At 54.9% G+C, this 21744-nt stretch carries 20 protein-coding genes and 1 pseudogene; 18 read left to right on the top strand and 3 right to left on the bottom strand.

From position 1 onward, the window contains the following. Positions 1-81 precede the first annotated feature (81 nt). From NST29_RS09590 to NST29_RS09580, 3 genes are read left to right on the top strand one after another with little or no spacing between them, the layout of a single operon-like run. On the top strand, positions 82-489 hold the full coding sequence (locus NST29_RS09590; protein WP_033020652.1) for a GntR family transcriptional regulator: 408 nt from the start codon (positions 82-84) through the stop codon (positions 487-489). Then, positions 455-1354 (top strand): ABC transporter ATP-binding protein, encoded by a 900-nt coding sequence (locus tag NST29_RS09585; protein WP_033020654.1) that lies wholly within the window; start codon positions 455-457, stop codon positions 1352-1354. Before NST29_RS09590 ends, NST29_RS09585 begins: the two co-directional genes overlap by 35 nt. Further along, positions 1329-3035 (top strand): multidrug ABC transporter permease, encoded by a 1707-nt coding sequence (locus NST29_RS09580; protein WP_033020656.1) that lies wholly within the window; start codon positions 1329-1331, stop codon positions 3033-3035. Before NST29_RS09585 ends, NST29_RS09580 begins: the two co-directional genes overlap by 26 nt. 41 nt (positions 3036-3076) lie before the next feature. Here the strand turns inward: NST29_RS09580 and NST29_RS09575 are convergent, their stop codons facing one another. After that, positions 3077-3304: a hypothetical protein gene (locus NST29_RS09575; RefSeq protein ID WP_033020657.1), complete on the bottom strand. Its 228-nt coding sequence runs from the start codon at positions 3302-3304 to the stop codon at positions 3077-3079. 129 nt (positions 3305-3433) lie between these two features. Between NST29_RS09575 and NST29_RS09570 the strand changes: the two genes are divergently transcribed. The 9 genes from NST29_RS09570 to NST29_RS09530 all read left to right on the top strand — a co-directional run bounded on the left by NST29_RS09570 (position 3434) and on the right by NST29_RS09530 (position 14476). After that, positions 3434-5059, top strand: a complete 1626-nt coding sequence (locus NST29_RS09570; RefSeq protein WP_033020658.1) for a spore germination protein — start codon at positions 3434-3436, stop codon at positions 5057-5059. Beyond that, positions 5056-6261, top strand: a complete 1206-nt coding sequence (locus NST29_RS09565) for a Ger(x)C family spore germination protein (RefSeq protein ID WP_033020660.1) — start codon at positions 5056-5058, stop codon at positions 6259-6261. Before NST29_RS09570 ends, NST29_RS09565 begins: the two co-directional genes overlap by 4 nt. Before the next feature lie 375 nt (positions 6262-6636). Then, the gene (locus NST29_RS09560) at positions 6637-7740 is read left to right on the top strand and encodes a GerAB/ArcD/ProY family transporter (RefSeq protein WP_033020662.1); all 1104 of its coding nucleotides are present in this window, start codon (positions 6637-6639) and stop codon (positions 7738-7740) included. Between the two features lie 216 nt (positions 7741-7956). Beyond that, positions 7957-9396 carry a SpoIIE family protein phosphatase gene (locus tag NST29_RS09555; RefSeq protein WP_339232082.1) on the top strand — a complete coding sequence of 480 codons (1440 nt, stop codon included), beginning with the start codon at positions 7957-7959 and terminating at the stop codon, positions 9394-9396. A 13-nt stretch (positions 9397-9409) separates the two neighbouring features. Then, the gene (locus NST29_RS09550; protein WP_339232081.1) at positions 9410-9853 is read left to right on the top strand and encodes an ATP-binding protein; all 444 of its coding nucleotides are present in this window, start codon (positions 9410-9412) and stop codon (positions 9851-9853) included. Continuing rightward, positions 9846-10016, top strand: coding sequence for a hypothetical protein (locus tag NST29_RS09545; protein ID WP_156102720.1), 171 nt, complete (start codon positions 9846-9848; stop codon positions 10014-10016). The genes NST29_RS09550 and NST29_RS09545 overlap by 8 nt, the downstream gene beginning before the upstream one ends. After that, the gene (locus NST29_RS09540) at positions 10016-10462 is read left to right on the top strand and encodes an STAS domain-containing protein (RefSeq protein ID WP_033843906.1); all 447 of its coding nucleotides are present in this window, start codon (positions 10016-10018) and stop codon (positions 10460-10462) included. The genes NST29_RS09545 and NST29_RS09540 overlap by 1 nt, the downstream gene beginning before the upstream one ends. Before the next feature lie 494 nt (positions 10463-10956). Beyond that, the gene (locus NST29_RS09535; protein ID WP_033843905.1) at positions 10957-12693 is read left to right on the top strand and encodes an ABC transporter ATP-binding protein; all 1737 of its coding nucleotides are present in this window, start codon (positions 10957-10959) and stop codon (positions 12691-12693) included. Next, positions 12677-14476 carry an ABC transporter ATP-binding protein gene (locus NST29_RS09530; protein WP_033843903.1) on the top strand — a complete coding sequence of 600 codons (1800 nt, stop codon included), beginning with the start codon at positions 12677-12679 and terminating at the stop codon, positions 14474-14476. The genes NST29_RS09535 and NST29_RS09530 overlap by 17 nt, the downstream gene beginning before the upstream one ends. Before the next feature lie 103 nt (positions 14477-14579). On the opposite strand, the gene NST29_RS09525 is transcribed toward NST29_RS09530, so the two are convergent. Together NST29_RS09525 and NST29_RS09520 are read right to left on the bottom strand one after the other, a co-directional pair. Then, positions 14580-15227 carry an MOSC domain-containing protein gene (locus NST29_RS09525; protein ID WP_033843902.1) on the bottom strand — a complete coding sequence of 216 codons (648 nt, stop codon included), beginning with the start codon at positions 15225-15227 and terminating at the stop codon, positions 14580-14582. A gap of 4 nt (positions 15228-15231) precedes the next feature. Then, positions 15232-16236 carry an LLM class flavin-dependent oxidoreductase gene (locus tag NST29_RS09520; protein ID WP_033843899.1) on the bottom strand — a complete coding sequence of 335 codons (1005 nt, stop codon included), beginning with the start codon at positions 16234-16236 and terminating at the stop codon, positions 15232-15234. Positions 16237-16431: 195 nt separating this feature from the next. Here NST29_RS09520 and NST29_RS09515 point away from each other — a divergent pair, with 195 nt between their 5' ends. The 6 genes and pseudogenes from NST29_RS09515 to NST29_RS09490 all read left to right on the top strand — a co-directional run bounded on the left by NST29_RS09515 (position 16432) and on the right by NST29_RS09490 (position 21739). Continuing rightward, positions 16432-16995, top strand: a complete 564-nt coding sequence (locus tag NST29_RS09515; RefSeq protein WP_033844920.1) for a thioredoxin family protein — start codon at positions 16432-16434, stop codon at positions 16993-16995. A 258-nt stretch (positions 16996-17253) separates the two neighbouring features. Beyond that, positions 17254-17643 (top strand): gamma-glutamylcyclotransferase family protein, encoded by a 390-nt coding sequence (locus NST29_RS09510; RefSeq protein ID WP_033843897.1) that lies wholly within the window; start codon positions 17254-17256, stop codon positions 17641-17643. A 225-nt stretch (positions 17644-17868) separates the two neighbouring features. Beyond that, a complete protein-coding gene (gene glnA / locus NST29_RS09505) occupies positions 17869-19227 on the top strand; it encodes a type I glutamate--ammonia ligase (RefSeq protein WP_033843896.1) in 1359 nt (452 codons plus the stop codon). 467 nt (positions 19228-19694) lie between these two features. Beyond that, complete coding sequence (locus NST29_RS09500) at positions 19695-20579, top strand: sulfite exporter TauE/SafE family protein (RefSeq protein ID WP_033843895.1); 885 nt, start codon at positions 19695-19697, stop codon at positions 20577-20579. A gap of 5 nt (positions 20580-20584) precedes the next feature. Next, a pseudogene (locus tag NST29_RS09495) lies at positions 20585-20914 on the top strand (MBL fold metallo-hydrolase); the annotation flags it as partial. Positions 20915-21433: 519 nt separating this feature from the next. After that, a complete protein-coding gene (locus tag NST29_RS09490; RefSeq protein WP_033022624.1) occupies positions 21434-21739 on the top strand; it encodes a transporter suffix domain-containing protein in 306 nt (101 codons plus the stop codon). Positions 21740-21744 lie beyond the last annotated feature (5 nt).

Genomic DNA, 21744 nt, shown 5'->3' with positions numbered 1-21744 from the left:
ATGGAAAAGTGCTTGCTCTTTTTTTACTTTGTGTGTACTATTGGTAATAGTACGGTAATGACAACGGGAGGAGGAGGGGAGATGTTTGAGCTTGACTTACGAAGCCGACAGCCGATTTATGAGCAGCTGATGGAAAAAATGAAAGAAATGATCGTTCGCGAACTATGGCAACCGCACGACCAGCTGCCGTCGGTCAGGGCGATGGCGAAACAGCTGATGGTCAATCCAAACACGATTCAAAAGGCTTACCGTGAACTCGAGCGCGACGGCTGGATTTATTCGCTGCCGGGAAAAGGCAGTTTCGTCGCGCCGCGCCCGAAAGAACCGAATGCGGAAGCGGTCGCTGCCGTTTACGAACAGTTTGTCCGCCTTGTCAAAGAGGCGCGATTTTTAGGAGTGACGAACGAGCAGTTATGGCAATGGATCATAGAAGGGGAGAAAGAGAGGGAGAGCGATGATTCAACTCGCAGACGTGACGAAAACGTTTGACCGGTTTCCCGCCGTCAACGGGGCGACGATGACCGTGCCGAAAGGGGCGATTTACGGGCTGCTTGGACCGAACGGCGCGGGAAAAACGACGCTGTTAAAATTGATGGCCGGTATTCTCCGCCAAGACCGCGGGACGATTACCGTCGACGGTGATGAGGTGTGGGAAAATATAGAAGTCAAGCGGCGCATTTTGTTTTTGCCGGATTTCGTCTATTTTTTTCCTCAGGCAACGATTCAGCAGATGGCCGATTTTTATGAGCAAGTGTATCCGTCGTTCAGCCGTCAGCGGTTTACGGAGCTGCGCGCGGCGTTTTCATTGGATGTCAACAAAAAAATCCATCAGTTTTCGAAAGGGATGCAGCGCCAGGCCGCTTTTTGGCTCGCTTTTTCCGTGCGGCCGGATGTGCTCATTATGGATGAGCCGCTCGATGGGCTCGACGTGTTCGTTCGCCGCCACGTCAAACAATTGTTGATTGATGAGGTGGTCGAACGGGAGATGACCGTCGTCATCTCATCGCACAATCTGCGCGAGCTCGAAGATTTGTGCAGCATGGTCGGGTTGATGGCGGGCGGTGTCGTGCAGCTGGAGCGCGATTTGGATGAGCTGCGCGCCGGTGTGCATAAGCTGCAGCTGGCGTTTCGCGATGGATTTCCGGATGAACTGGCCGAACGTCTCGAGATCGTTCACCGCGAAGTGCGCGGCAGCATCGTGATTTTGGTCGTGCGCGGCGAAAAGCGGCGCGTAGAGGAGACAGTTCGCGCGTTTCATCCCCTGATTTTTGATGTGCTGTCGCTGTCGCTCGAAGAAATTTTTATGTATGAAATGGGGGGTGCCGCTCATGTCTGCGAAACGGTGGTCGGCTAACCGCGCTGTATGGACGCAAAATCTTCGTCAGATCAGCTGGATTGCCATCATTCATTGGTTGCTATGGATGGCAGCGATCGTGCTGCCGATCGCACTTGCCTATTCGCAATATGACCCGAAAGTCGGCAACGTGCCGCAGTGGGAAAACGTGTACCACATATCGAATAGATTTGAGACGTTGATCGCTTGGCTCGTTCCGATACTGGCGGCAGCCGGCGTTCTTCGCTATATGCATGATAAACGATCGGCCGACTTTATTCACAGTTTGCCCATCCGCCGCACCGAACTGCTCACCAGCCAAATCGTGTTCGGTTGGCTCATGGTAGCGGTGCCGCTTTTGCTCACTGCGCTTGTTGCCATCGGCTGCTTGGCTGGGTTGGACCTGCCGTGGCCGATCAACGCAGCGGACGTATGGCGCTGGTTCGGTGAGACGGTAACGGTGGAAACGGTGATTTTTGCTTTTTCCATCGCCGTGGGAGTGCTCGTCGGCCAATCGGTGATTCATGTCGTGTTGACGAATATTCTTCTTGTCTTTCCGGCTGGCATTCTTGTGTTGATTTATACCAATTTATCGCTATTATTGCCGGGATTTCCGAATGATTATTATTTATCGATTGATGTGGAACGGCTTGTGATTCCGCTGCGCTATGAGATGTTAGGGTATCGATCGATGGAGGCAGGCGAAGCGGGGGGGATGTTGTTGTTGGCGCTTCTCCTCTTTGGCTTCGCGATTTGGTTGTATGAGCGACGGCCGACCGAGACAGCCGGGCAGGCGATGGCGTTTCCGGCGTTCCGCCCGCTGTTTGTATACGGAGTGGCGGTGTGTTCATGGCTGCTTGGCGGCTTTTATTTCGGAGGAGTGGAGAGCGAAGCGAGTTGGCTCCTGTTTGGCTACCTAGCGTTTTCGTTGTTGGGCTACGCGATCGCCTGCATGGTGATCGCCAAAACATGGCGGATTTTCCGGCGGTGGAAAGGGTATGTTGGGTTTGTGGCGATCATGGCGGCGGCGTTATGGTTGATTCATTTGGATATATTCGGATACGGCCAGCGCGTTCCTGAATTGTCTGAGATCCAGCAAGTTTACTTCGGTCAGTCGACGACCAACTTCCGCCATTCTGAGCTAATCGGCCGCTCGTTCGAGGAGTACGATCAGTTTTTGCGCACGAAAGACAATATGAAAGCGGTGCGGGCGTTTCATCAGCAGCTGGTGCACGACAAGCCGCGCCCATCGCGGTTTGAGCAAACTCAGCCGGTGGTGATCGGCTACGTGCTCAAAGACGGGACGCGTCTCCTTCGCCGTTATGATGTCCCCGTCGAGCCGTACATGGATCATTTTCGCCGCATCATGGAGTCAAAAGAGTATAAACAGCAATATTGTATATTGCTTCGTCCGAGCGGCTACTCGCCGATCCGGCAAGTGACGCTGCGCAACATAAGTACAGGAAACACCGTGCTAGTTTTGGCCGACCCAAAAGAAATTGAATCATTTATTGCAGCGCTGAAGCAAGACTTATGGAATGAACCGGTCAAAGCGATGCTTGGTGGTGGAAGAGAGGCACAGGGGGAAATCGAACTGTTGCAAAGTGACGGCGACATGTTCTCGACTGCGTTCACCACCGATCACACGCACGTTCGTCAATGGCTCGAACAGCGAAACGTATGGCACAAAATCAAACAGTAGCGATGAGAGCGGGCAAGCGCATGCGCTTGTCCGCTATTTTGTCAAGAGGAAGGTTTTTTTCGCCGCCAAAGCCATACGGTGAGCAAGTCAAGCAGCCAAAAGGCGATGAATAAAAACAAAAGAAACAGCTCCGGCGCTTCCATCACGCGAAACGGATTGAGCACGTTATGCAGCGATTGTCGCAGCGTTAATCCTAGGAGCCAGTCCATTCCTATTGCCGTTCCACCTAACAGCAGCCAAAAGGCGAGGGAGAGGAAGACGACTTTCAATGCAAGCCACCTGCCGCTTTTTCGTTTAGTGTTCTCCGGCCAGGGAGAAATGATGCATCCCCGTATACACGTTTGGCGGATTGCCTATAATGGAGGATAAACGCGATATGGAGCGAGGAGGAAAGGACTATGCTGTTTCAATGGGGGATGCGTCGGCAAAAGGAGCGGATGAACGACGGCGTGCAGCAAGAAGGGGCCGACCATAGCGGCGAAGCGGCGGACGTCCTAGAAGAGCCGCTGTCACCTGAACTGGCCGTGAACATCGACATCATTCGGCGGGCGACCGGCGAAAGCAGCGATATCGTCATTCGCCGTTTTTCCCTCGGCCAAGAAACGCAAATGAAAGCGGCCATCGTCTTTGTCGACGGGCTCGTCGATGAAAAAAACGTATACGAGTTTTTGCTTCTGCCGCTCCTTACGGCGTCGTTTCCGCTCCCGCTCGAGGAAAAGGAGCGGATTCAATGGATTGAAAAAAAGCTCGCCGCAGTCGGCGGCATCGAGCAAGTCAGTGACTGGAAGCGGCTGTTTTTCAACCTGTTTTCTGGAGCGACGATTCTCTTGCTCGATGGAGCGGCGTTGGCCATTAGCGCGAGCACAAAAGGCGGGCAATACCGTTCGATTGAAGAACCGCAAACCCAAATCGCCATCCGCGGCCCGCGCGAAGGGTTTACCGAGTCGTTGCGCACGAATACGGCGCTGATTCGCCGCCGCATCAAAAACCCGAACCTTTGGCTGGAGACGATGCAAATCGGCACGGTGACGCAAACCGATGTCGCCATCATGTATGTGAAAGGAATCGCCAATGACGACATTGTGACCGAAGTGAAGAAGCGTCTTGCCCGCATTGACATTGACGGCGTGCTCGAGTCCGGCTATATCGAACAGCTGATTGAAGACCAGACGTTTACCACATTTCCCACAGTGTATCATACGGAGCGGCCAGATGTAGTGGCGGCCAATTTGCTGGAAGGTCGAGTCGCGATTCTTGTGGAAGGAACGCCGTTTGTGCTCGTGGCACCGGCGCTGTTTATTCAATTTTTTCAAGTCGGTGAAGATTATTACGCCCGGTTTGACATCGCGACGGCCCTTCGTTTTTTGCGCGTGCTCATTTTTTTTATCTCCCTTGTCGCCCCGGCCATTTACATCGCGGCGACGACGTTTCACCAAGAGATGATCCCGACCCAGCTCGTCATCGCCATCGCTGCTCAGCGTGAATCCGTACCGTTTCCGGCGTTTGTTGAGGCGCTGGCCATGGAGGTGACGTTTGAGGTGCTGCGCGAGGCCGGTGTCCGTTTGCCGCGCGCCGTCGGCCAAGCGGTGTCGATCGTCGGGGCGTTAGTCATCGGCCAGGCGGCAGTGGAGGCGGGATTTGTATCGTCAGCGATGGTGATCGTCGTTTCAGTTACGGCAATTGCCAGCTTTGCCACGCCGTCGTTTGCCATCGCCATCTCGGCGCGGCTGATCCGCTTTGGCTTGATGTTTTTGGCGGCGATACTTGGATTTTACGGCATTATGATGGGGCTTTTGATTATGGTCATTCATTTATGCAGTTTGCGGTCGTTCGGCGTTCCGTATATGTCGCCGCTCGCTCCGCTCATTCCTTCGAACACCGGTGACACGTTGTTCCGCGTCCCGACATGGATGTTCCGCGAGCGGCCGCGCTTGATTAACCAAAAGAACATTGTCCGCCAATCGGGCGGCCAAAAGCCACAGCCACCGGCGCCATCGCGCCAAGAGAAGGGGGACGAGTCATGAAACGGCCGCTCGCCGTGTTTTTGCCGTTTGCTGTCTGCGTCTGTTTGCTTTCGGGCTGCTGGAGTAAAAAAGAGCTGACCGATTTGGCGTTTGTCATTGCGGTTGGTTTGGATAAGACGGAAGACGGCAAGTATCTCGCCTCCTTTCAAGTCGTCAACCCAGGCAACGTCGCTGGAGCGGTGCAGCGCGGCGGCGGGGCAGCCGGAGTGCCGGTGTCGATTTATACCTCAACCGGGGACAGCTTGGTCGAGGCGAGCCGGAAAGCGTCGGAAAAAGTCTCGCGCCTTTTGTATTACGCCCATACGAACTTGGTCGTCGTCGGAGAAGAAGTGGCGCGCGAAGGGATGGACGGGGTGTTCGATGCCTTGGAGCGCAATCAGCAGTTTCGAACGACGGCGCGCTTAGTGATCGCCCGCGGCCATTCGGCGAAAGACACGCTTTCAGTGTTAACGCCGATTGATAAAATTTCCGCCAACAAAATTATTAAAACGCTCGAGTTTTCAGAACTGGCGTGGGGACAGACGATGAACGCTGATGTATGGTGGGCGATTCGCAGTTTGGCCTCGCCTGGAAGAAATCCGGTCGTTACCGGCGTAGTCATTGAAGGGAACCCGAAGGAAGGGAAGCGGCAAAAAAACGTGCAGTCATCCGTGCCTGACGCCCGCGTTACATTGAAAGGGTTGGCGCTGTTTAAACATGCTCGCCTGATTGGCTGGGCTGACGGACCCACGGCAAGAGGCATAATGTGGGTGCTTGACCGTATTCACCAAACGAATCTTACTATTCCGTGGGGAGGAAAACGGGAAGCGATCGGCTATCGGATCGTACGAGCGAAAACGAATGTGGAAGCCGACGTAAAAAATGGTCAGCCGTCCATTCTCGTTCATATTAAGGCGGAAGGCGACATCAGCGAGGCGCGCGTTCCGATCAACTTAGCCGACACCGGCGTCCTATTTCGTTTAGAAAAGCAATTCGAACGGGGCGTCAAGCAGGAGGTGGCCAAAGCCATCGAAACGGCCCAGCGGGAACGAACCGATGTGTTCGGGTTTGGCGAAGCGGTTCATCGCGCTGACCCGCGTTTATGGAAAAAGATTGAGAAAGAGTGGCACGACCGCTATTTTCCCGAACTGGACGTCACCGTCACGGCTGATCTGTACATTCGCCGCACCGGGCTGCGGAATCGACCATATATAGAAGAATAACGGCTGTACGACACCTTAAAAGGCCGGTGAAAAACCGCTGTCACACACCAATCGGCGGCATTTTCATTCAGAAAAGATCCATGGACAGTGTGATCTGCCCTCCACCCGGGGATGAAAATCTTGCGCCAGTTCAGCATTTTCGTAGAAAAGTTGATTCTGCAAGGCTTCTCTAATTGAGAAATAGGTGGGATCAGCAGCATTTTACCCTAAATCACCCGTCATTGAGACGAGCGGTGAAAAACCGTTGTTTTCCTTGATGGACAATCGGTGGAAAACAGCGCCGATGTCACAACGCTTTTCTATTTTTGAGAAACGAGGCTGGTAAGCATCCCCCTTCAATTACCGGCCTTCTAGAACAAAGGCGGTGAAAGTCGGTTGGAATCCGTCAAAATCAACGCGCGTCAATTGTTTGTGTTGATTGTATTGTTTGAACATGGCAGCGCCATCGTCATTCCCCTTGGGGTGGATGCGAAACAAGACGTATGGATCGCCATTTTGCTTGGGTTGGTGTTCGGCCTGCTGTTGTTTTTCGTTTATCGCCGGCTGTTCGAGTACTATCCCGATCAGCCGCTGACCGCTTATTTGCCGCAAATCGTCGGGGCGCCGCTCGGCAAGCTGTTGGCGGTTGTGTATATTACGTATTTTCTTTATATTGCCGCCCGCGTGCTGCGCGATTTCGGGGAGCTGCTGTTGACGTTCGCTTACCCGGAAACGCCGTTGTTTGTGCTGAACGCCATTATGGCGCTCGCTGTCATGTACGGCGTTTATAAAGGAATTGAAGTGTTGGCGCGCACCGGCGAGCTGTTTTTGACGGTGTTGTACTTGTTGGCGCTCGCTGGCTTTGTTCTTGTGTTTGTTTCAGGGTTGGTCGATGTGACTCAGTTGCAGCCGGTGTTGGAGGAAGGTTGGGGGCGGGTGTGGAAGACGGTCTGGACCGAAACGCTGTACGTTCCGTTCGGTGAAATGATCGTCTTTACGATGTTGTTTCCGTATATGAACAATCCGGTCAAAGTGAAGCGCGTGGGCTTAGGGGGAATGGTGCTAAGCGGCATCAATTTGGCGATCATTATGGCCATCAATATCGCTGTCCTCGGTCCTGATGCGGTGTCGCGTTCATCGTTTCCGCTCTTGGACACGATCCGCCGCGTGCAAGTGGCTCATTTTTTAGAGCGGCTTGACGTGTTGTTTATGATCGCGCTCATCATCGGCGGGTTTTTTAAAATCTCCGTCTTTTTTTATGCCGGAGTGGTTGGGGCGGCTCACTTGTTTGGGGTTTCAAGCCATCAGCGGCTCGTCTATCCGCTCGGGCTGCTCGTCCTATTGTTGTCGGTCGCTATTGCCAACAATTATATTGAGCACATTCATGAAGGATTGAAAATCGTCACGTTTTATTTGCATGTTCCGCTGCAAGTCATCATTCCGGTGTCGCTGCTTGTCATCGCCACGATTCGTCGACGATTCAGCCAGCCGACAAAATAAGACAAACGGACTAAATGATTTTTGGAAACGGAAGCAGGAAAAGAGCCGCTTATAGCGAATAGGGAACAATAGCGCTATTGTTCCTGACCGGAACAATGAGGCGGCTGCGCCGTGCGATCAAGGGAGGAAGTCCGGCGCCGCGGCGCGCTTTGTTTCGCGAAGCTGGGGTCAGCTGAGGGCGACAGACTGATTATGAAGAAAAAGGGTTGAACGACAGTGAAGGTGAACGTACAGGCGATCGATCAGCAAGATGCGGGGCAGTTGAATCAAGGCATTGTCATCACCAGTTCCCAATGTTTGATTTTGGCGGTCAGTGAGCGGGTAGCTGCACGTCTTGAGTTTTCCAAAGATGAGTTAATCGGCCGGCCGGTTGCCAGTTTATTTTCCGCCGGATGGTCGGCCGCTCGGTTTGACGATATCATCCGCCGCGTGCGGCAAGAGGGCTGTTGGCAAGGAGAAGCGCGTCATATGACAAAAAGCGGGCGGATCTATACGAGTTGGATGCGCGTTTCGCTGCTGTGGAGCCGCGATGGGGAATGGCTTCTTTGGCAGTTTGTGGAGCGTGCTGCTGTGTCGCCGGTTGACGTCCTCCAGCCAGCTGATGTGTTGCACGCCGTTTACGCGTCCGCGCCGTTTGCCGTTGTCTTGCTGGCTCGGGATGGAACTGTGCAAGATTGGGGACAAGGAGCGGAGCGGCTGTTCGGGTGGCGGCGGGAAGACGCGGTTGGTCGTCCGGTTTGGACGCTGTTTCGTGGCGGCGAAACGTTGCTTCCGTTTCCGTCCGCCGGACCGCAATGCGGCGAGGGAGTGGCGCAGCGCCGTGATGGTGTGCCGATTGATGTTTCGTATACGATCATTCCTGTTTCCAGTTTTCATGGGTACGTCATGGTGGCGGAAGATGTGACGAGGCGGAAGCAAAAAGAGACCGAGCATCGCCGGCAAATTGAATTGGCGAAACGAATTCAACAAAACTTATTGACGCCGCTCATCCAAAACGAGACGGTGACGATGGAGGCCGTTTATATCCCATCCGACGATTTGTCGGGCGATATTTACGCTTGTTATCAAATTGATTTATACCGTTATGGCGTCATTGTCATTGATGTCATGGGTCATGGCATTTCGTCGGCTTTGGTGAGCATGCTGCTTCGCTCGCTGCTGCGCGGGTTGATCGTTCGCGTCGTTGATCCGGTTTTGGTGGCGAGCGAGCTCGAGAAGCACGTGCAATCCTTGTTTCCAGAGGAAGTATATGACATTCGCTACTTGTTCTCGATGATTTATTTGGTGATTGACACAAAAGAGCGCAAAATTGAATATACAAACGCCGGTCACCCAGCGGGCTTGCTCGTTTTTGAGGACGGAAGCATCCAAGAGTTGGACAAAGGCGGTTTGGCGATCGGCAGCCCGTTTTCTTTGCCGTTTGAAAAAGGGGTCGTTCATTATGACAAGCAGGCTCGCCTGCTTTTGTACACCGATGGCATTTTAGAAGAAATTCAGCCGTCCATTTTGCAAAGCATGGAAACGATCCGCACTTGCACGCAAATGTGCCGCCACTTGCCGGATAAACGCTTCCTTGAACGGCTGATGAATGAAGGTCCCCCGCTCGCCGCTCCGGCGGATGACATTTGCTTGTTGTCGATTACGCTCCGCGGGTGAGGCGGGGGCGGACGTGTGGCTGAGTTGGGTTGTGTCTTGCCAAGCGGGCGAAGAGGCGGTTGAGTGGTTCGATTTCATCGCTAAACAAGCTGCGCGCCTCTTGGCCGTCCGCGATGCCGATCTGTTTGTGCTGGCGGTGCATGAAGCGGTGGTCAATGCGGTGAAGGAGGCCAAGCGGGCAGGGGACGGCTCCCGAACGATTTCGCTTTCCTTTTTTGTCACTGCTGACGATGTGACAGTGATGGTGGAAGAAGAAGGTGACGGCATCTCATTGGAGACGATTGAGCGGCTTGCTGGCATGACGCTCGCTGATGTGCTGCTCGCTGAATCGGGGCGCGGACTGCTGTTGATCCGCGAGGCGATGGACGCGATGGCGTGGATGGAGCGGCCGGATGGCCGCCGGGTGCTCGTGATGGCCATGAAGCGAAAGGCGGGCTGGGAGGGCGGCGATGGATGAAAACACGCGGCGGGCAACCGGCCTGTTTTTTCATCGGAAAGGGCGCCCGAACGTGCTAGGTGCCTCCTTGCGCCGTTTGATGGGAAAGGAAAAGCGGGTCACCGATGTTTGGTGGGCGGATGGCGCGGATGGAAGGAGACTGGCCAACGATAGGGGGATATGATGGAACAGCATCGATTTTTGTTTGAACTGGAACGGATTGCAAAACCTGCATACGATTGTGTCGTGCTCACCGGGCGGCTCGCCTATCATACGCAGCTCGCCGCGGAACAAAAATTGGCGGCGGCGGCCGCCGCCGTTGAACATCCGCTAGTCATCGTCGATACAAGCGGACTCCAATTTTTGGACAGCACCGGGCTGGCGCTTCTTGTCCGCTTTTTTAAACGAGTAGTTAGCGCCGGTCGTGCCATGGCTATTGTCGTCCGGGAAAACGCCATGATCGAAAAAATTTTGCTCATCGCCAAATTGAATCGGTTGCTCCCGATTGCCGCCGATGAACAGCAAGTGCTCGCTCTCGCGCCGCTGTCTTCCCCCGGACCGATCGAGCAGGCGGTGTTGCTAGAGGCGTGGCAACAGCGGCGGGCGGAAGGCGGAGATGGAAGCGGCTGATCTCAGAGCCGCGCGCTTTCCGGTCGTTTTTCAAGGAAACAGGGCGGTAAATAGGGGAGGCCAGCGTGCGGGGAACACGGAAGACCCGCGCTGGTGTGCGGGAAGCATGGAAGCCCCACTCCGATAGGATGGGGACGGAAGAAGCTTGTGGCGCGTTATCGCGGCGCCGTCCATCGTGCTTGATGTCAAGGGGCTGACCCAAAAGGTCGCCTTCCTTCAAGATAGGCACAACATATAGTGCGGCAGAAGCAGTCAGTACGTATATATAGCGATGAAAGAGGGCGTCCCGGTCCGTTTGGGACACCCTCTTTTTCCGTGCCGTTGGCCGTCGGGTCACCATGGGGGGAACGAAGGCCATCCGCCTTGATCGGTCGCCGTTCCTTTTTCCGCGCACGTCTTCGTTGTCAAAACAATATTTCGGGTTTAGAATAAAATCAAGGGCGAGAAATCAATGGCGGTTCGGCGCCGCAAAGTGGAGAGGAGAGTGGCACAACATGCGGCAGGTGCTTGTTTATTTGCGCCCGCACAGGAAATGGATGGCGGTAGCTTGGCTGTTGATGTTGACGGAGTTGGTCATCGAGCTGTGGCAGCCGCTCTTGATGGGCAAAATCATTGATGAGGGCGTGATGAACCGGGATTTGACCGCCATCGCTACGTGGGGAAGCGTGATGCTGGGCGCATCGTTTTTAGCGTTTGCCGCGGGCATCGCCAACTCGTTTGCTGCTGCCTATGTCGGCCAGGAATATGGGTTTGCGCTGCGCACGACGTTGTTTGCGAAAATCCAATCGCTGTCACTGGCGCGGATCGAACAGCTGTCGACGGCCTCGTTGATTACCCGCATGACCAATGATGTCACTCAAGTGCAAAACATGCTGTTTATGAGCTTGCGCATTGCCTTGCGTGCGCCGCTGCTTGTCATTTTCGGCGTCGGGATGGCGTTTGTCGTTCAGGCCCGGCTTGCTTTCGTGCTGGCGGTGGCGGTTCCGCTGTCAGCAGCGTTTTTATTGTGGGTGATGAAAAAGGCAGGCGCGTCGTTTTCTGCCGTTCAGCGGGCGCTTGACCGGGTGAACGGCGTGATGCGGGAAAATTTGGCCGGCATGCGCCTCATTAAAGCGTGGGTGAGAAACGAGTATGAACAAGGGCGGTTTCTAGGGGCGAACGATGCGCTGATGGAGCGAACCATCAGCGTGTTTCGCCTAGTGGAAACGATCACCCCGGTCTTGTTGTTTGTCATGAATGCGGCCATCGTCGCGGTGCTGTTTTTTGGCCGTCATGACGTTGAGGCGGGAACGGCGAGCGCTGGGCAAGTCGTCGCGGTGGTCAACTATGCTACGCGGGCGACGGCGGCGCTCTCGATGTTCACGTTTATTACGATGGCGTGGTCGCGGGCGCGCGCGTCCGCCGCTCGTTTGGCGGAACTGCTTGACGCGCCAAGCGAGCCGGACGGCGGCCATACCGTCGAGCCCCCTGCCGCCAAGCGCGGGGAGATTCGCTTTGAACACGTGTCGTTTCGCTATCCGGGCAGCGGGCGCGATGCGCTTTCCGGCGTGTCGTTTGTCGTTCGCCCACAAGAGACGGTCGCCATTTTAGGGGCGACAGGAGCGGGGAAATCGACGCTTCTTCAGCTGATCCCGCGGCTGTATGAGCCGAGTGCCGGCCGGGTGCTGATCGACGGCGTCGACGTGCGCGAGTGGCCGGCGAAGCAGCTGCGCGAGGCGGTTCGCTTCGTTCCGCAAGAGGTGCTGCTCTTTTCCGGCACCGTCGCCGATAATCTTCGCTTTGGCAAGACGGAGGCGACTATGGAAGAGCTGGTCGAGGCGGCAAGTGCCGCTCAAATTCACGAAACGATCGCCACGTTTCCCGATGGGTACGAGACGGTCGTTGGCCAAAAAGGCGTCAATTTGTCGGGCGGGCAAAAGCAGCGCTTGGCCATCGCCCGCGCGCTTGTCGGCCGGCCGCAGATTCTGTTGCTTGATGATAGCACGAGCGCGCTTGATGCCGCCACGGAGGCGAAGCTGCTGGCCGCGCTTCGCCGCTATGCTTGTACGATGGTCATCGTGACGCAGAAGGTGAGCACGGCGATGATGGCGGATACGATTTTGTTGTTGGAAGACGGCCGTCTCACCGCACAAGGAAGCCATGAACAGCTGCTGGCGGCGAGCGAGCTGTACCGGCGGATCGTCGCCACGCAGGAAGGAAAGAAGGGACAAAGCCATGTCACTACGGCATAGCCCCCATGGGGCGCGGCAACCGGGGCGTCAGCGAGCCAAAAGCAGCATGGGCACGCTGCGTCGCCTTTGGACGTTTATCGCTCCGCAAAAGCGAAAGCTGCTTGCTGCGTTGGGGATGGTGGTCGCCAGCACGGCGCTGGCGCTGGCCGGACCGTATGTCATCGGTTCGGCGATTGATGTGTATATTGTTGAGAGGAAAACGGACGGCTTCCTCACAACGCTTTTGTTTCTGCTGGCGATTTATGCCGCTTTGGGGGCGGCGACGTTTTTACAAAACTATTGGATGATCGCCGTCGGCCAACGGACGGTGCACGCGATTCGCGCCCGCTTGTTCCGCCACTTCCATGAGCTGCCGATTTCCTTTTTTGACCGCCGCCAGCAAGGTGAGCTGATGAGCCGAATTACGAATGACATCGACAATATGAGCCAGACGTTCAACAGCACGGTCATTCAAGTCGTTTCGAGCACATTGACGCTCGCGGGCGCCATCGCCGTCATGGTGTTCAAAAGCCTCGTTTTGACCGCGGTGACGCTGGTCGTTGTGCCGCTCATGTACGCCGGCATGCGTTGGATTACGCGGCGGACGCAAGTGCGCTTTCGCGAGCAGCAGCGCGCCCTTGGCGAGATGAATGGATTGATTGAAGAAGCTTTGTCAGGGCAAAAAGTGGTGAAGCTGTTTTCCCAAGAAGAGCGGATGACAGCGGAAGTGGTGCGCAAAAATATCGAGCTGAAACAAGCGGGATTTTGGGCGCAGACGTATTCCGGCTTTATTCCGAAGCTGATGAACTTTTTAAACAACCTTAGTTTCGCCTTGATCGCCGGCGTCGGCGGATGGCTGGCGGTCAAAGGGATGATCTCGGTCGGCACCATTGTCGTGTTTGTCGAATACGCCCGACAGTTTACCCGCCCGCTCAACGATTTGGCGAACCAGTGGAATACGCTTCTGTCAGCATTGGCCGGCGCCGAACGGGTGTTGGAAATTTTCGATTTGCCAAAAGAAGAGGAAGATGAGGGGGAAGCGGAAGAGATCGATCGGCTTCACGGGCGCATCGAATTTCGCGATGTGGTGTTTTCCTACGACAAGCAGCGCCCCGCGCTTCGCGGCGTGAACTTCTCCGTTTCTCCGGGAGAAACAGTTGCGCTCATCGGTCCGACGGGAGCGGGCAAAACGACCGTCCTTCAGCTGTTAGCCCGCTTTTATGATCCGGATGCGGGGGCTGTTGTCATTGACGGGCGCGACAGCCGGACGATCAAACGGGCGAGCTTGCGCCGCCATATGGCGTTTGTGCTTCAAGATACGTTTTTGTTCGCGGGAACGATTCGCGACAATATCCGTTACGGCCGGCTCGAGGCGACGGATGAGGAAGTGGAGGAAGCAGCGCGCAAAGCGAACGCCCATTCCTTCATCACGAAATTACCGAACGGCTATGATACGGTTTTGACGGCGGACGGCGGCGGAATCAGCCAAGGACAGCGGCAGCTGCTGGCCATCGCCCGGGCGATGATCGCCGATCCGGCCGTGTTGATTTTGGATGAGGCAACGAGCAATATTGATACGGTGACGGAAGTGCGCATTCAAGAAGCGCTCGCGCGGCTGATGGCCGGCCGAACGTGCTTCGTCATCGCCCACCGGTTGAACACGGTGCAAAACGCCGATCGCATTCTCGTATTGAATGAAGGAAAAGTCGTGGAACAAGGGACGCACGAGGAGCTGCTTGAGGCCAAAGGATTTTATTTCGAATTGTACCGCCGCTATTGGGAGCGCGGCAGGCAGCGGGCGTAGCGAAACGAATCGGTCGGCAGATAGAACCGAGCGGCACAGGCGGATGAAGGAGGCATTGGGCGCAGGCCGCGCGCAGCGGGCGGTCTGCGCCAGCGGAAAGGGGTTACGGCTCCGTCTGAGCGGCGAGACGGTGAAGAAACGCTTCCCGCCAACTCGCTGACAGTGCCGGATGATAGGCAAGCTGTTCCATGGCGGTGACATTGTCCCGCTCATGATAGTAAATGCGGTTGATGTAGGCGATCGACAACGCTCCTTGGCCGCGCTCAACAAGGAGCAACGCTGCCCCCGGCTCGACGACGCCTTCGTTCAGCACCCGCAGGTAAAATCCGCTTTTCCCTGTCTGAATGACGGCTTTCGGCAATCCAGGAAGCTGATGGAACAAAGCGAGTTTCGAACAAGGTTGGCGCGGCTGTGACACTTGCACGAGCGCCGTGCCGGCCGCATAGATGTCGCCCAGACACGCCTCATCCTCGGTCAAACCGGCAAGCGTCCAGTTCTCCCCGAATGCCCCGGCCGCAAACGGCCGGCCATAGTGCCGCTCCCAGTAGGCAAAATGCTCCGATGGATACGCGCAAATCGCTTTGTCTTCGCCGCCGTGATGAACAAGATCGGCTTGGCCGTCTCCGGCTAAATGGCGTTTGCCGACGGCCACCGGCCCGGCGACTGGGGTTTTGTCAATGCCGCTCACGAGCGGCTGACCGTTGATGTCGAGCGTTTTCGGTGTTCCGACATTAATAGAAACGATCCGCATCAGTTCACCCCCATATCGCTTCGGCGATCAGCCGAAACGAAGTGAGTTTGTCGTGGAAATCATATGTAATCGTAACAAGCATGATTTCGTCTGTTTCATACGCTTCGCTTAGCCGGTAGAGCTCGTCTTTGACGCGCGCCGGACTGCCGACGATCATCCGCCTCCGGTTGTCCGCCACCCGTTGGCGTTCGTATGGGCTGTATCGATACGCTGCCGCTTGCTCCGGTGCGGGAATGCCGTTGACCGCCATCCCTTGCTCAATCATCAGCAGCGTCAAATCGAGGCTGCCGGCGATCCATTCCGCCTTTTCCTCGCTTTCTGCACAAACGGCAAAGACAGCGACCATCGACCGGGGCTTGTCCAGATACGGGGACGGCGCAAACCGCTCGCGATACGAGCGCATCGCTGCTTCGCCGCCGTCGCCGTTAATAAATTGGGCAAACACATACGGCAGCCCTTTTTCCGCCGCCAGCTTCGCCGTTTCCGAGCTTGAGCCGAGCAACCATACGTCCGGAGGGGACTGCACGATTGGCGTTGCTTTGACGCCATAAAGCGGATGCACGGGCGGGAGTGCATCATGCAGGTAGCCAAGCAGCTCGTCAATTTGCTCTGGATAGCGATCGATCGGACGTTGCTTTCCGTCATGAAGCGCCATCGTCGCTCGCGGCATGCCGCCGGGCGCCCGCCCGACGCCTAAGTCGACGCGCCCGGGCGCCAAGCCGGCCAACACGTGGAAGTTTTCCGCCACTTTATAGGCGCTGTAATGCGGCAGCATCACCCCGCCGGAGCCGATGCGGATGCGCGATGTTTTCGCTCCGATGTAGCCAAGCAGCACTTCTGGCGACGAGCCGGCGAGACTGTTCGTGTCATGATGTTCGGACACCCAAAAGCGCTTGTAGCCGAGTTCTTCGACAAACTGGGCGAGCCGGACGGTGTTGGCAAGCGCCTCCTCGGCCGTTGTGCCTTTCGCGATCGGCGATTGGTCAAGGACGCTGAGTTCGAGCGGCATCATCATTCCCCCTCTGTTTGTCAGCTGAAAATGGTTAGTTCTTATTATGCTCCCGTTCGCTGTGTTTTGTCCATCGATTTGCCCGGCGCGGCGAGTCAGAAACCGATCCTGCCGGGCCACCAAGCGATGAAAGATGCATGCTGAGCGGTTCTTTGGTATAATGAGGAAGAAAACAGGAGAGAGAGGGTGGTCATCATGCCAGCTGTCGAGTCGAACATGTTCCCGCTCGGCAAACAAGCGCCGCCGTTCGCCTTGACCAACGTCGTTGACGGCCGGCTTGTCCGCCTAGATGACGTCAAGTCGGATGTGGCGACCGTCATTATGTTTATTTGTAACCATTGTCCGTTTGTCAAACATGTCCAGCACGAGCTTGTCCGCCTAGCCAACGATTATATGCCCAAAGGGGTGTCGTTTGTCGCCATCAATTCGAACGATGTTGAACAATATCCGGACGACTCGCCGGAAAACATGAAAAAGGTGGCCGAAGAACTCGGCTATCCGTTCCCGTATTTATACGATGAGACGCAGGAAGTGGCAAGAGCGTACGATGCGGCTTGCACGCCCGATTTTTACATTTTTGATCGCGAACTGAAATGCGTCTACCGCGGCCAGCTTGATGATTCGCGTCCAAGCAACGGCATTCCGGTGACCGGGGAATCGATTCGTGCCGCGCTGGACGCTTTGTTGGCGGGTCGTCCGGTGCCGGAACACCAAAAGCCGAGCATCGGCTGCAGCATTAAATGGAAACCATCGTCGTAAAAAATGATTGACATTTCATACTCAAACAGATATGCTAAGAAAAGCACCATTCGTTCGTTACGAAATTGTCACCGCCGTGTCGTTGCTCAGCGGATGCAGCCGACACGGCTTTTTTGCGCCACCAATCGCTCAACAAATTCACACTGGCGCCGCCACGGAGCGGCAAGGATGGATGAGAGGTAGGGCTTCCATTGTTTTTGTTTCATCCTTTGAGTTTTCATAATCATTATTATGTAAACAAAAGGGAGGGGCGAGAAGATGGCGGAACGACGATATCGGGTGTTTGTGTACGGAACACTGCTGACGGGTGAGGACAATCACCCTATCGCGGCGCCGTACGTTCGCGACGTACGCCCAGGAAAAGTCAAGGGCCGTTTATACAACGTCGGGTTGTACCCCGCGCTTGTGCTCGGAGAAGAGGGGGAAGTGGAGGGGGAATGGCTGACGGTGACGGAAGAGGGGCTCAAGGCGATGGATGAGCTTGAAGACTACGGGGAAGGACGGGACGACAATGAATACGAACGAGTATGGGTTCGCGATGTCTGTCAACCGCTCGAAGGATATGTGTACGTTTATCGGCCGGAAAAAGCGGTCGGTTTGCCGCTCATCCCGTCCGGATCATGGCGACACCGCAAGGAGAACATGTAACATTGATGGCGGATGACAAAGGACAGCTTGCAGGAAACATCGTTTCGCAAGCTGTTTCGTTTTTGTATAAACATCCGCGTTTTCGCACTTTGTTTTGTAAACGGTTCCAAAAACCGTTATAAAAATACAGAAAAATTAATGAAAAAAGGGTTGCCAAACGGCGGCTCTTTTTCTATAATAAAAGCATGTTAGAAAAATAAACGTACGAATGTGAGGTAATGTAACATGTCGAATTTGTTCGTTTCCTCTACACAAACGGGGCTGTTGGAGCAAATCAAAGAAACGATCCAACAAAAAAATGTAGAGCTGCTTCATTTGCAGTTCGTCGACATTGAAGGGATTTTAAAGCATGTCACCGTCACGGCCGAGCAGCTTGATGACGTCGTCGGTGGAAAAATCATGTTCGATGGTTCGTCGATCAAAGGATTTTCACCGATCAATCGTTCTGACTTGTACTTGTTGCCGGATTTGAATACGTTCGCGGTGTTGCCGTGGACGGTGGAAGAAGGTTATGCAGAAGCGCGCTTCCTTTGCTCGGTGACCAACCCGGACGGCACGCTGTTTGAAGGCGATCCGCGCAACGTGCTGAAAAAAACGGTTGAGCGGGCGGCGGAAAAAGGATACACGATTTCGGTCGGCCCGGAGCTCGAATTTTTCTTGTTCAAAGCGGATGAACACGGCAACCCGACGCTTGAACTTCATGACAACGGCGGCTATTTTGAACCGTCCCCGAAAGATTTAGGGGAACGCGTTCGCCTTGAAATTTACCGCGCCTTAAAAGCGATGGGCTTTACGATCGAAGCGTCGCACCATGAGGTGGCGGAAGGCCAGCATGAAATCAACTTCAAATACGCGGACGCGCTCGGGGCGGCCGATAACGCGACGACATACAAATGGGTCGTTAAAACGATCGCCGGCAAATTCGGCCTTCACGCGACGTTCATGCCGAAGCCGGTGTTCGGTATCAACGGTTCGGGGATGCATGTCAACATTTCTCTCTTCAAAGACGGAGAAAACGCGTTCTTTGACCCGAACGATGCCAATCAGTTGTCAGCTACAGCGTACCAATTTATCGCCGGTTTGTTAAAAAACGTCAAACATTTTGCGGCTGTGACCAACCCGCTTGTCAATTCGTACAAACGGCTGGTGCCGGGGTATGAGGCGCCTTGCTATATCGCGTGGTCGGCTTCCAACCGTTCGGCGCTCATTCGCATTCCAGCGAAGCGCGGCATGGCGACGCGCGTTGAGCTGCGCTGCCCAGATCCGTCAGCCAACCCGTACTTGGCTTACGCCATCATCGCAGCGGCTGGCCTTGACGGCGTGGAAAAAGGGTTGACGCCTCCAGCGGCGATTGACGAAGACATTTTCCATATGTCAGAAGAACGCCGCGCGGTGCTTGGCATCGACAACTTGCCGGAAAACTTAGGCGCTGCCATCGCGGCGTTCGAAGACGGCGAAATCGGCCGTGCGACGCTCGGCGAGCATGTATTCCATGAATACGTGGCGATGAAAAAAGACGAATGGAACAGCTACCGCACGGCGGTTCATGCGTGGGAAATCGAACGATACCAAGGAAAGTTTTAAGCGGATGATGGAGCGGCAGGCCGCCATCCGGTGAAGCGGTCGCGGTGGCGGCCTCGTTGTCAAAGGTGCTCTGGGCAAAGCGCAGAGCGCCTTTTTTCGTTCGATGCGGCTTCGGTCTGAGGATTGCTGTTATGTTTTTTTTGTTCACAACGGATGGTAGGTTCGTCACCACAATATGGACTTGACAGACCCCGCCTCCCTTTTGTATTTCGTTGTGATTCGGTCAAGTTCATCACCATAATATGGACTTGACAGACGGTTTACTTCACCGGACAAGTGTATACAAAACATGATTTGTTTTCTCTTCTTTCTTGGAAGCATAAAATCGAGTCCGGCTTTTGATGGAGAGCCGGATGATGGGGAGGGAATGAATTGTTTTATTTTTGTAAAAATCATAGTTGACAACTATGAATAGTTGGATTTAAATATAAGTAACATGCTTAACTATAGTAAACGGAGGGAGAATCATGAAAAAATTGATTGTGTTTCTGTTTGTAGGATTGATTGCTCAGCTCATTGACGGATCGCTCGGGATGGCGTACGGCGTCACTTCAACGACGCTTTTGCTGACGTTCGGCATCGCCCCGGCCGTCGCTTCAGCGTCCGTCCATTTGGCGGAAGTGGCGACGACGGCGGCGTCCGGTATTTCCCATTGGAAATTTGGCAACGTCGACCGCGCCATGGTGGTGAAGCTGATTATTCCCGGATCGGTCGGCGCGTTTGTCGGTGCTTGCTTTTTAAGCAACTTGCCGGGAGATTTGATCAAACCGTACGTTTCATTGTTTTTATTGGTGCTTGGCTTTTACATTATTTATCGATTCTTGGTATTGAACGGCCGCGCCCCATCGGCTTCGGGAAAACAATGGTCGAACAAACAGCTCGTCCCGCTCGGTTTGGTAGCCGGGTTTCTTGACGCCACTGGGGGAGGGGGCTGGGGGCCGATTGCGACGCCGGTGCTGCTCGCGAATCGGACCATGGAGGCGCGCAAGGTCGTTGGCACCGTCGATACGTCCGAATTTGCCGTTGCGCTCTCGGCGACGATCGGATTTGCGATTTCTCTCGGCTGGGAGCAGGTCAACTGGTATTGGGTGTTGACGCTGATGGCGGGGGGGATCATCGCCGCGCCGATTGCCGCTTGGCTTGTGCGCAAACTGCCGTCCCATTTGCTTGGGGTGCTAGTTGGCGGTCTCATCATTTTGACGAATGTCCGCACGCTTCTGCACGCTTGGGAGGCGCCAGCATCCGTGTATCCGACCGTTTATAGTCTCATCGTGATCGGCTGGGCAGCGGCGGTGATCTTGGCTGTACGGAATGGACGGAAAGGAGTGGCGAGCAAGGAGATGGCTTCCTAACCGAGCTGCTTCTTCAGCATTGCCCAAACGCCACGGTCGTCGTCCATCCGAAAGGGAAGCGGCATTTAGTCGACCCATCGCGTCTCATCGCCGGAGCGAAGGCGGTGTACGGCGCCCAATTTGATGCGCTCTTTGCTCCGATTGTTCCGGTGCCGGAAGAACGGGTGATCGTGAAGGAGGATGGAGAGACGCTCGCACTGAGCGCCGAGCGGACGCTTACCTTTTATGATACGCCGGGGCATGCGAACCACCACTTTTCGATTTATGATTCATACAGCGGTGGGGTGTTCACCGGTGATACGATCGGCGTTTTTTATCCGCAGCTGCAAGAGGCGGTTCGGCTAGAACGTTGGTAAAAAACAGCCGTTTGCCTTGGACGATGATCGAACGTATGAACGATGTAACAAGTTTTTTTCTACTTAGGAAACGATTCCGAGAAGCGATTGCGCGAGTAAATCATGGGGGAATGACCCAAAAGGCGATCTCCTCTCAAGAAAGACACAGCATATAGTGTGGAGAGGGGGTTTAGTATCTATCCTGAAAACACCTGAATTCCAAAATGAGTAAAGTTACAGCATTCAACATAAGGACATTTTCATCCTTCCGATGGTGATAAAAATGTTTTGTCATGGAAGTCTATATATAGCGATGAGAGAGGGTGTTCCGATCCTTTGGGAACACCCTCTTCTTCGATTCTGCCCTATGCTGCGGGCGGACGGCGTTGAAGCGAGCTCTCCTTTTCGCCGGCGCGCATGGGAAGCCAAGCGAACCGTTTTGGAAAACAAGGATAAATATGTTAGAGTGGAAATACGTGAGTGTTTGCTTTTGGCATTCAGGCAAAAGGGGGCGAAAGAGTGAAGCGAAAGCCGTCCGCTAGGCAGCGCATCGGTGTCGGACTGATCATCGCCTCGTTCGTTGTTTGGGTCGTTCCGCCGATCGCTCCATTTTTACCGTTTTCCGCTTCCGTCAAAGCATGGGCGGTGACGAGCGCCGTTGTGCTCGCCGAGATGTTGTTTTGGGCCGGAGCATGGCTGGTGGGAAAGGAAGCGGCGGCAAAGCTGAGGAAGTACTGGAATCCAAAACGTTGGCGAATGAAACGGCGGCCGGAGCAAACTAACGATGCTGAAACCGATGGTGAAAGGCAGCGACAAAGCAAATGAAATGA

This window comes from Geobacillus sp. FSL W8-0026 (genome assembly GCF_037966255.1).
GTDB classification, from domain to species: domain Bacteria; phylum Bacillota; class Bacilli; order Bacillales; family Anoxybacillaceae; genus Geobacillus; species Geobacillus icigianus.
This window is presented reverse-complemented; position numbering and strand designations above follow the sequence as displayed.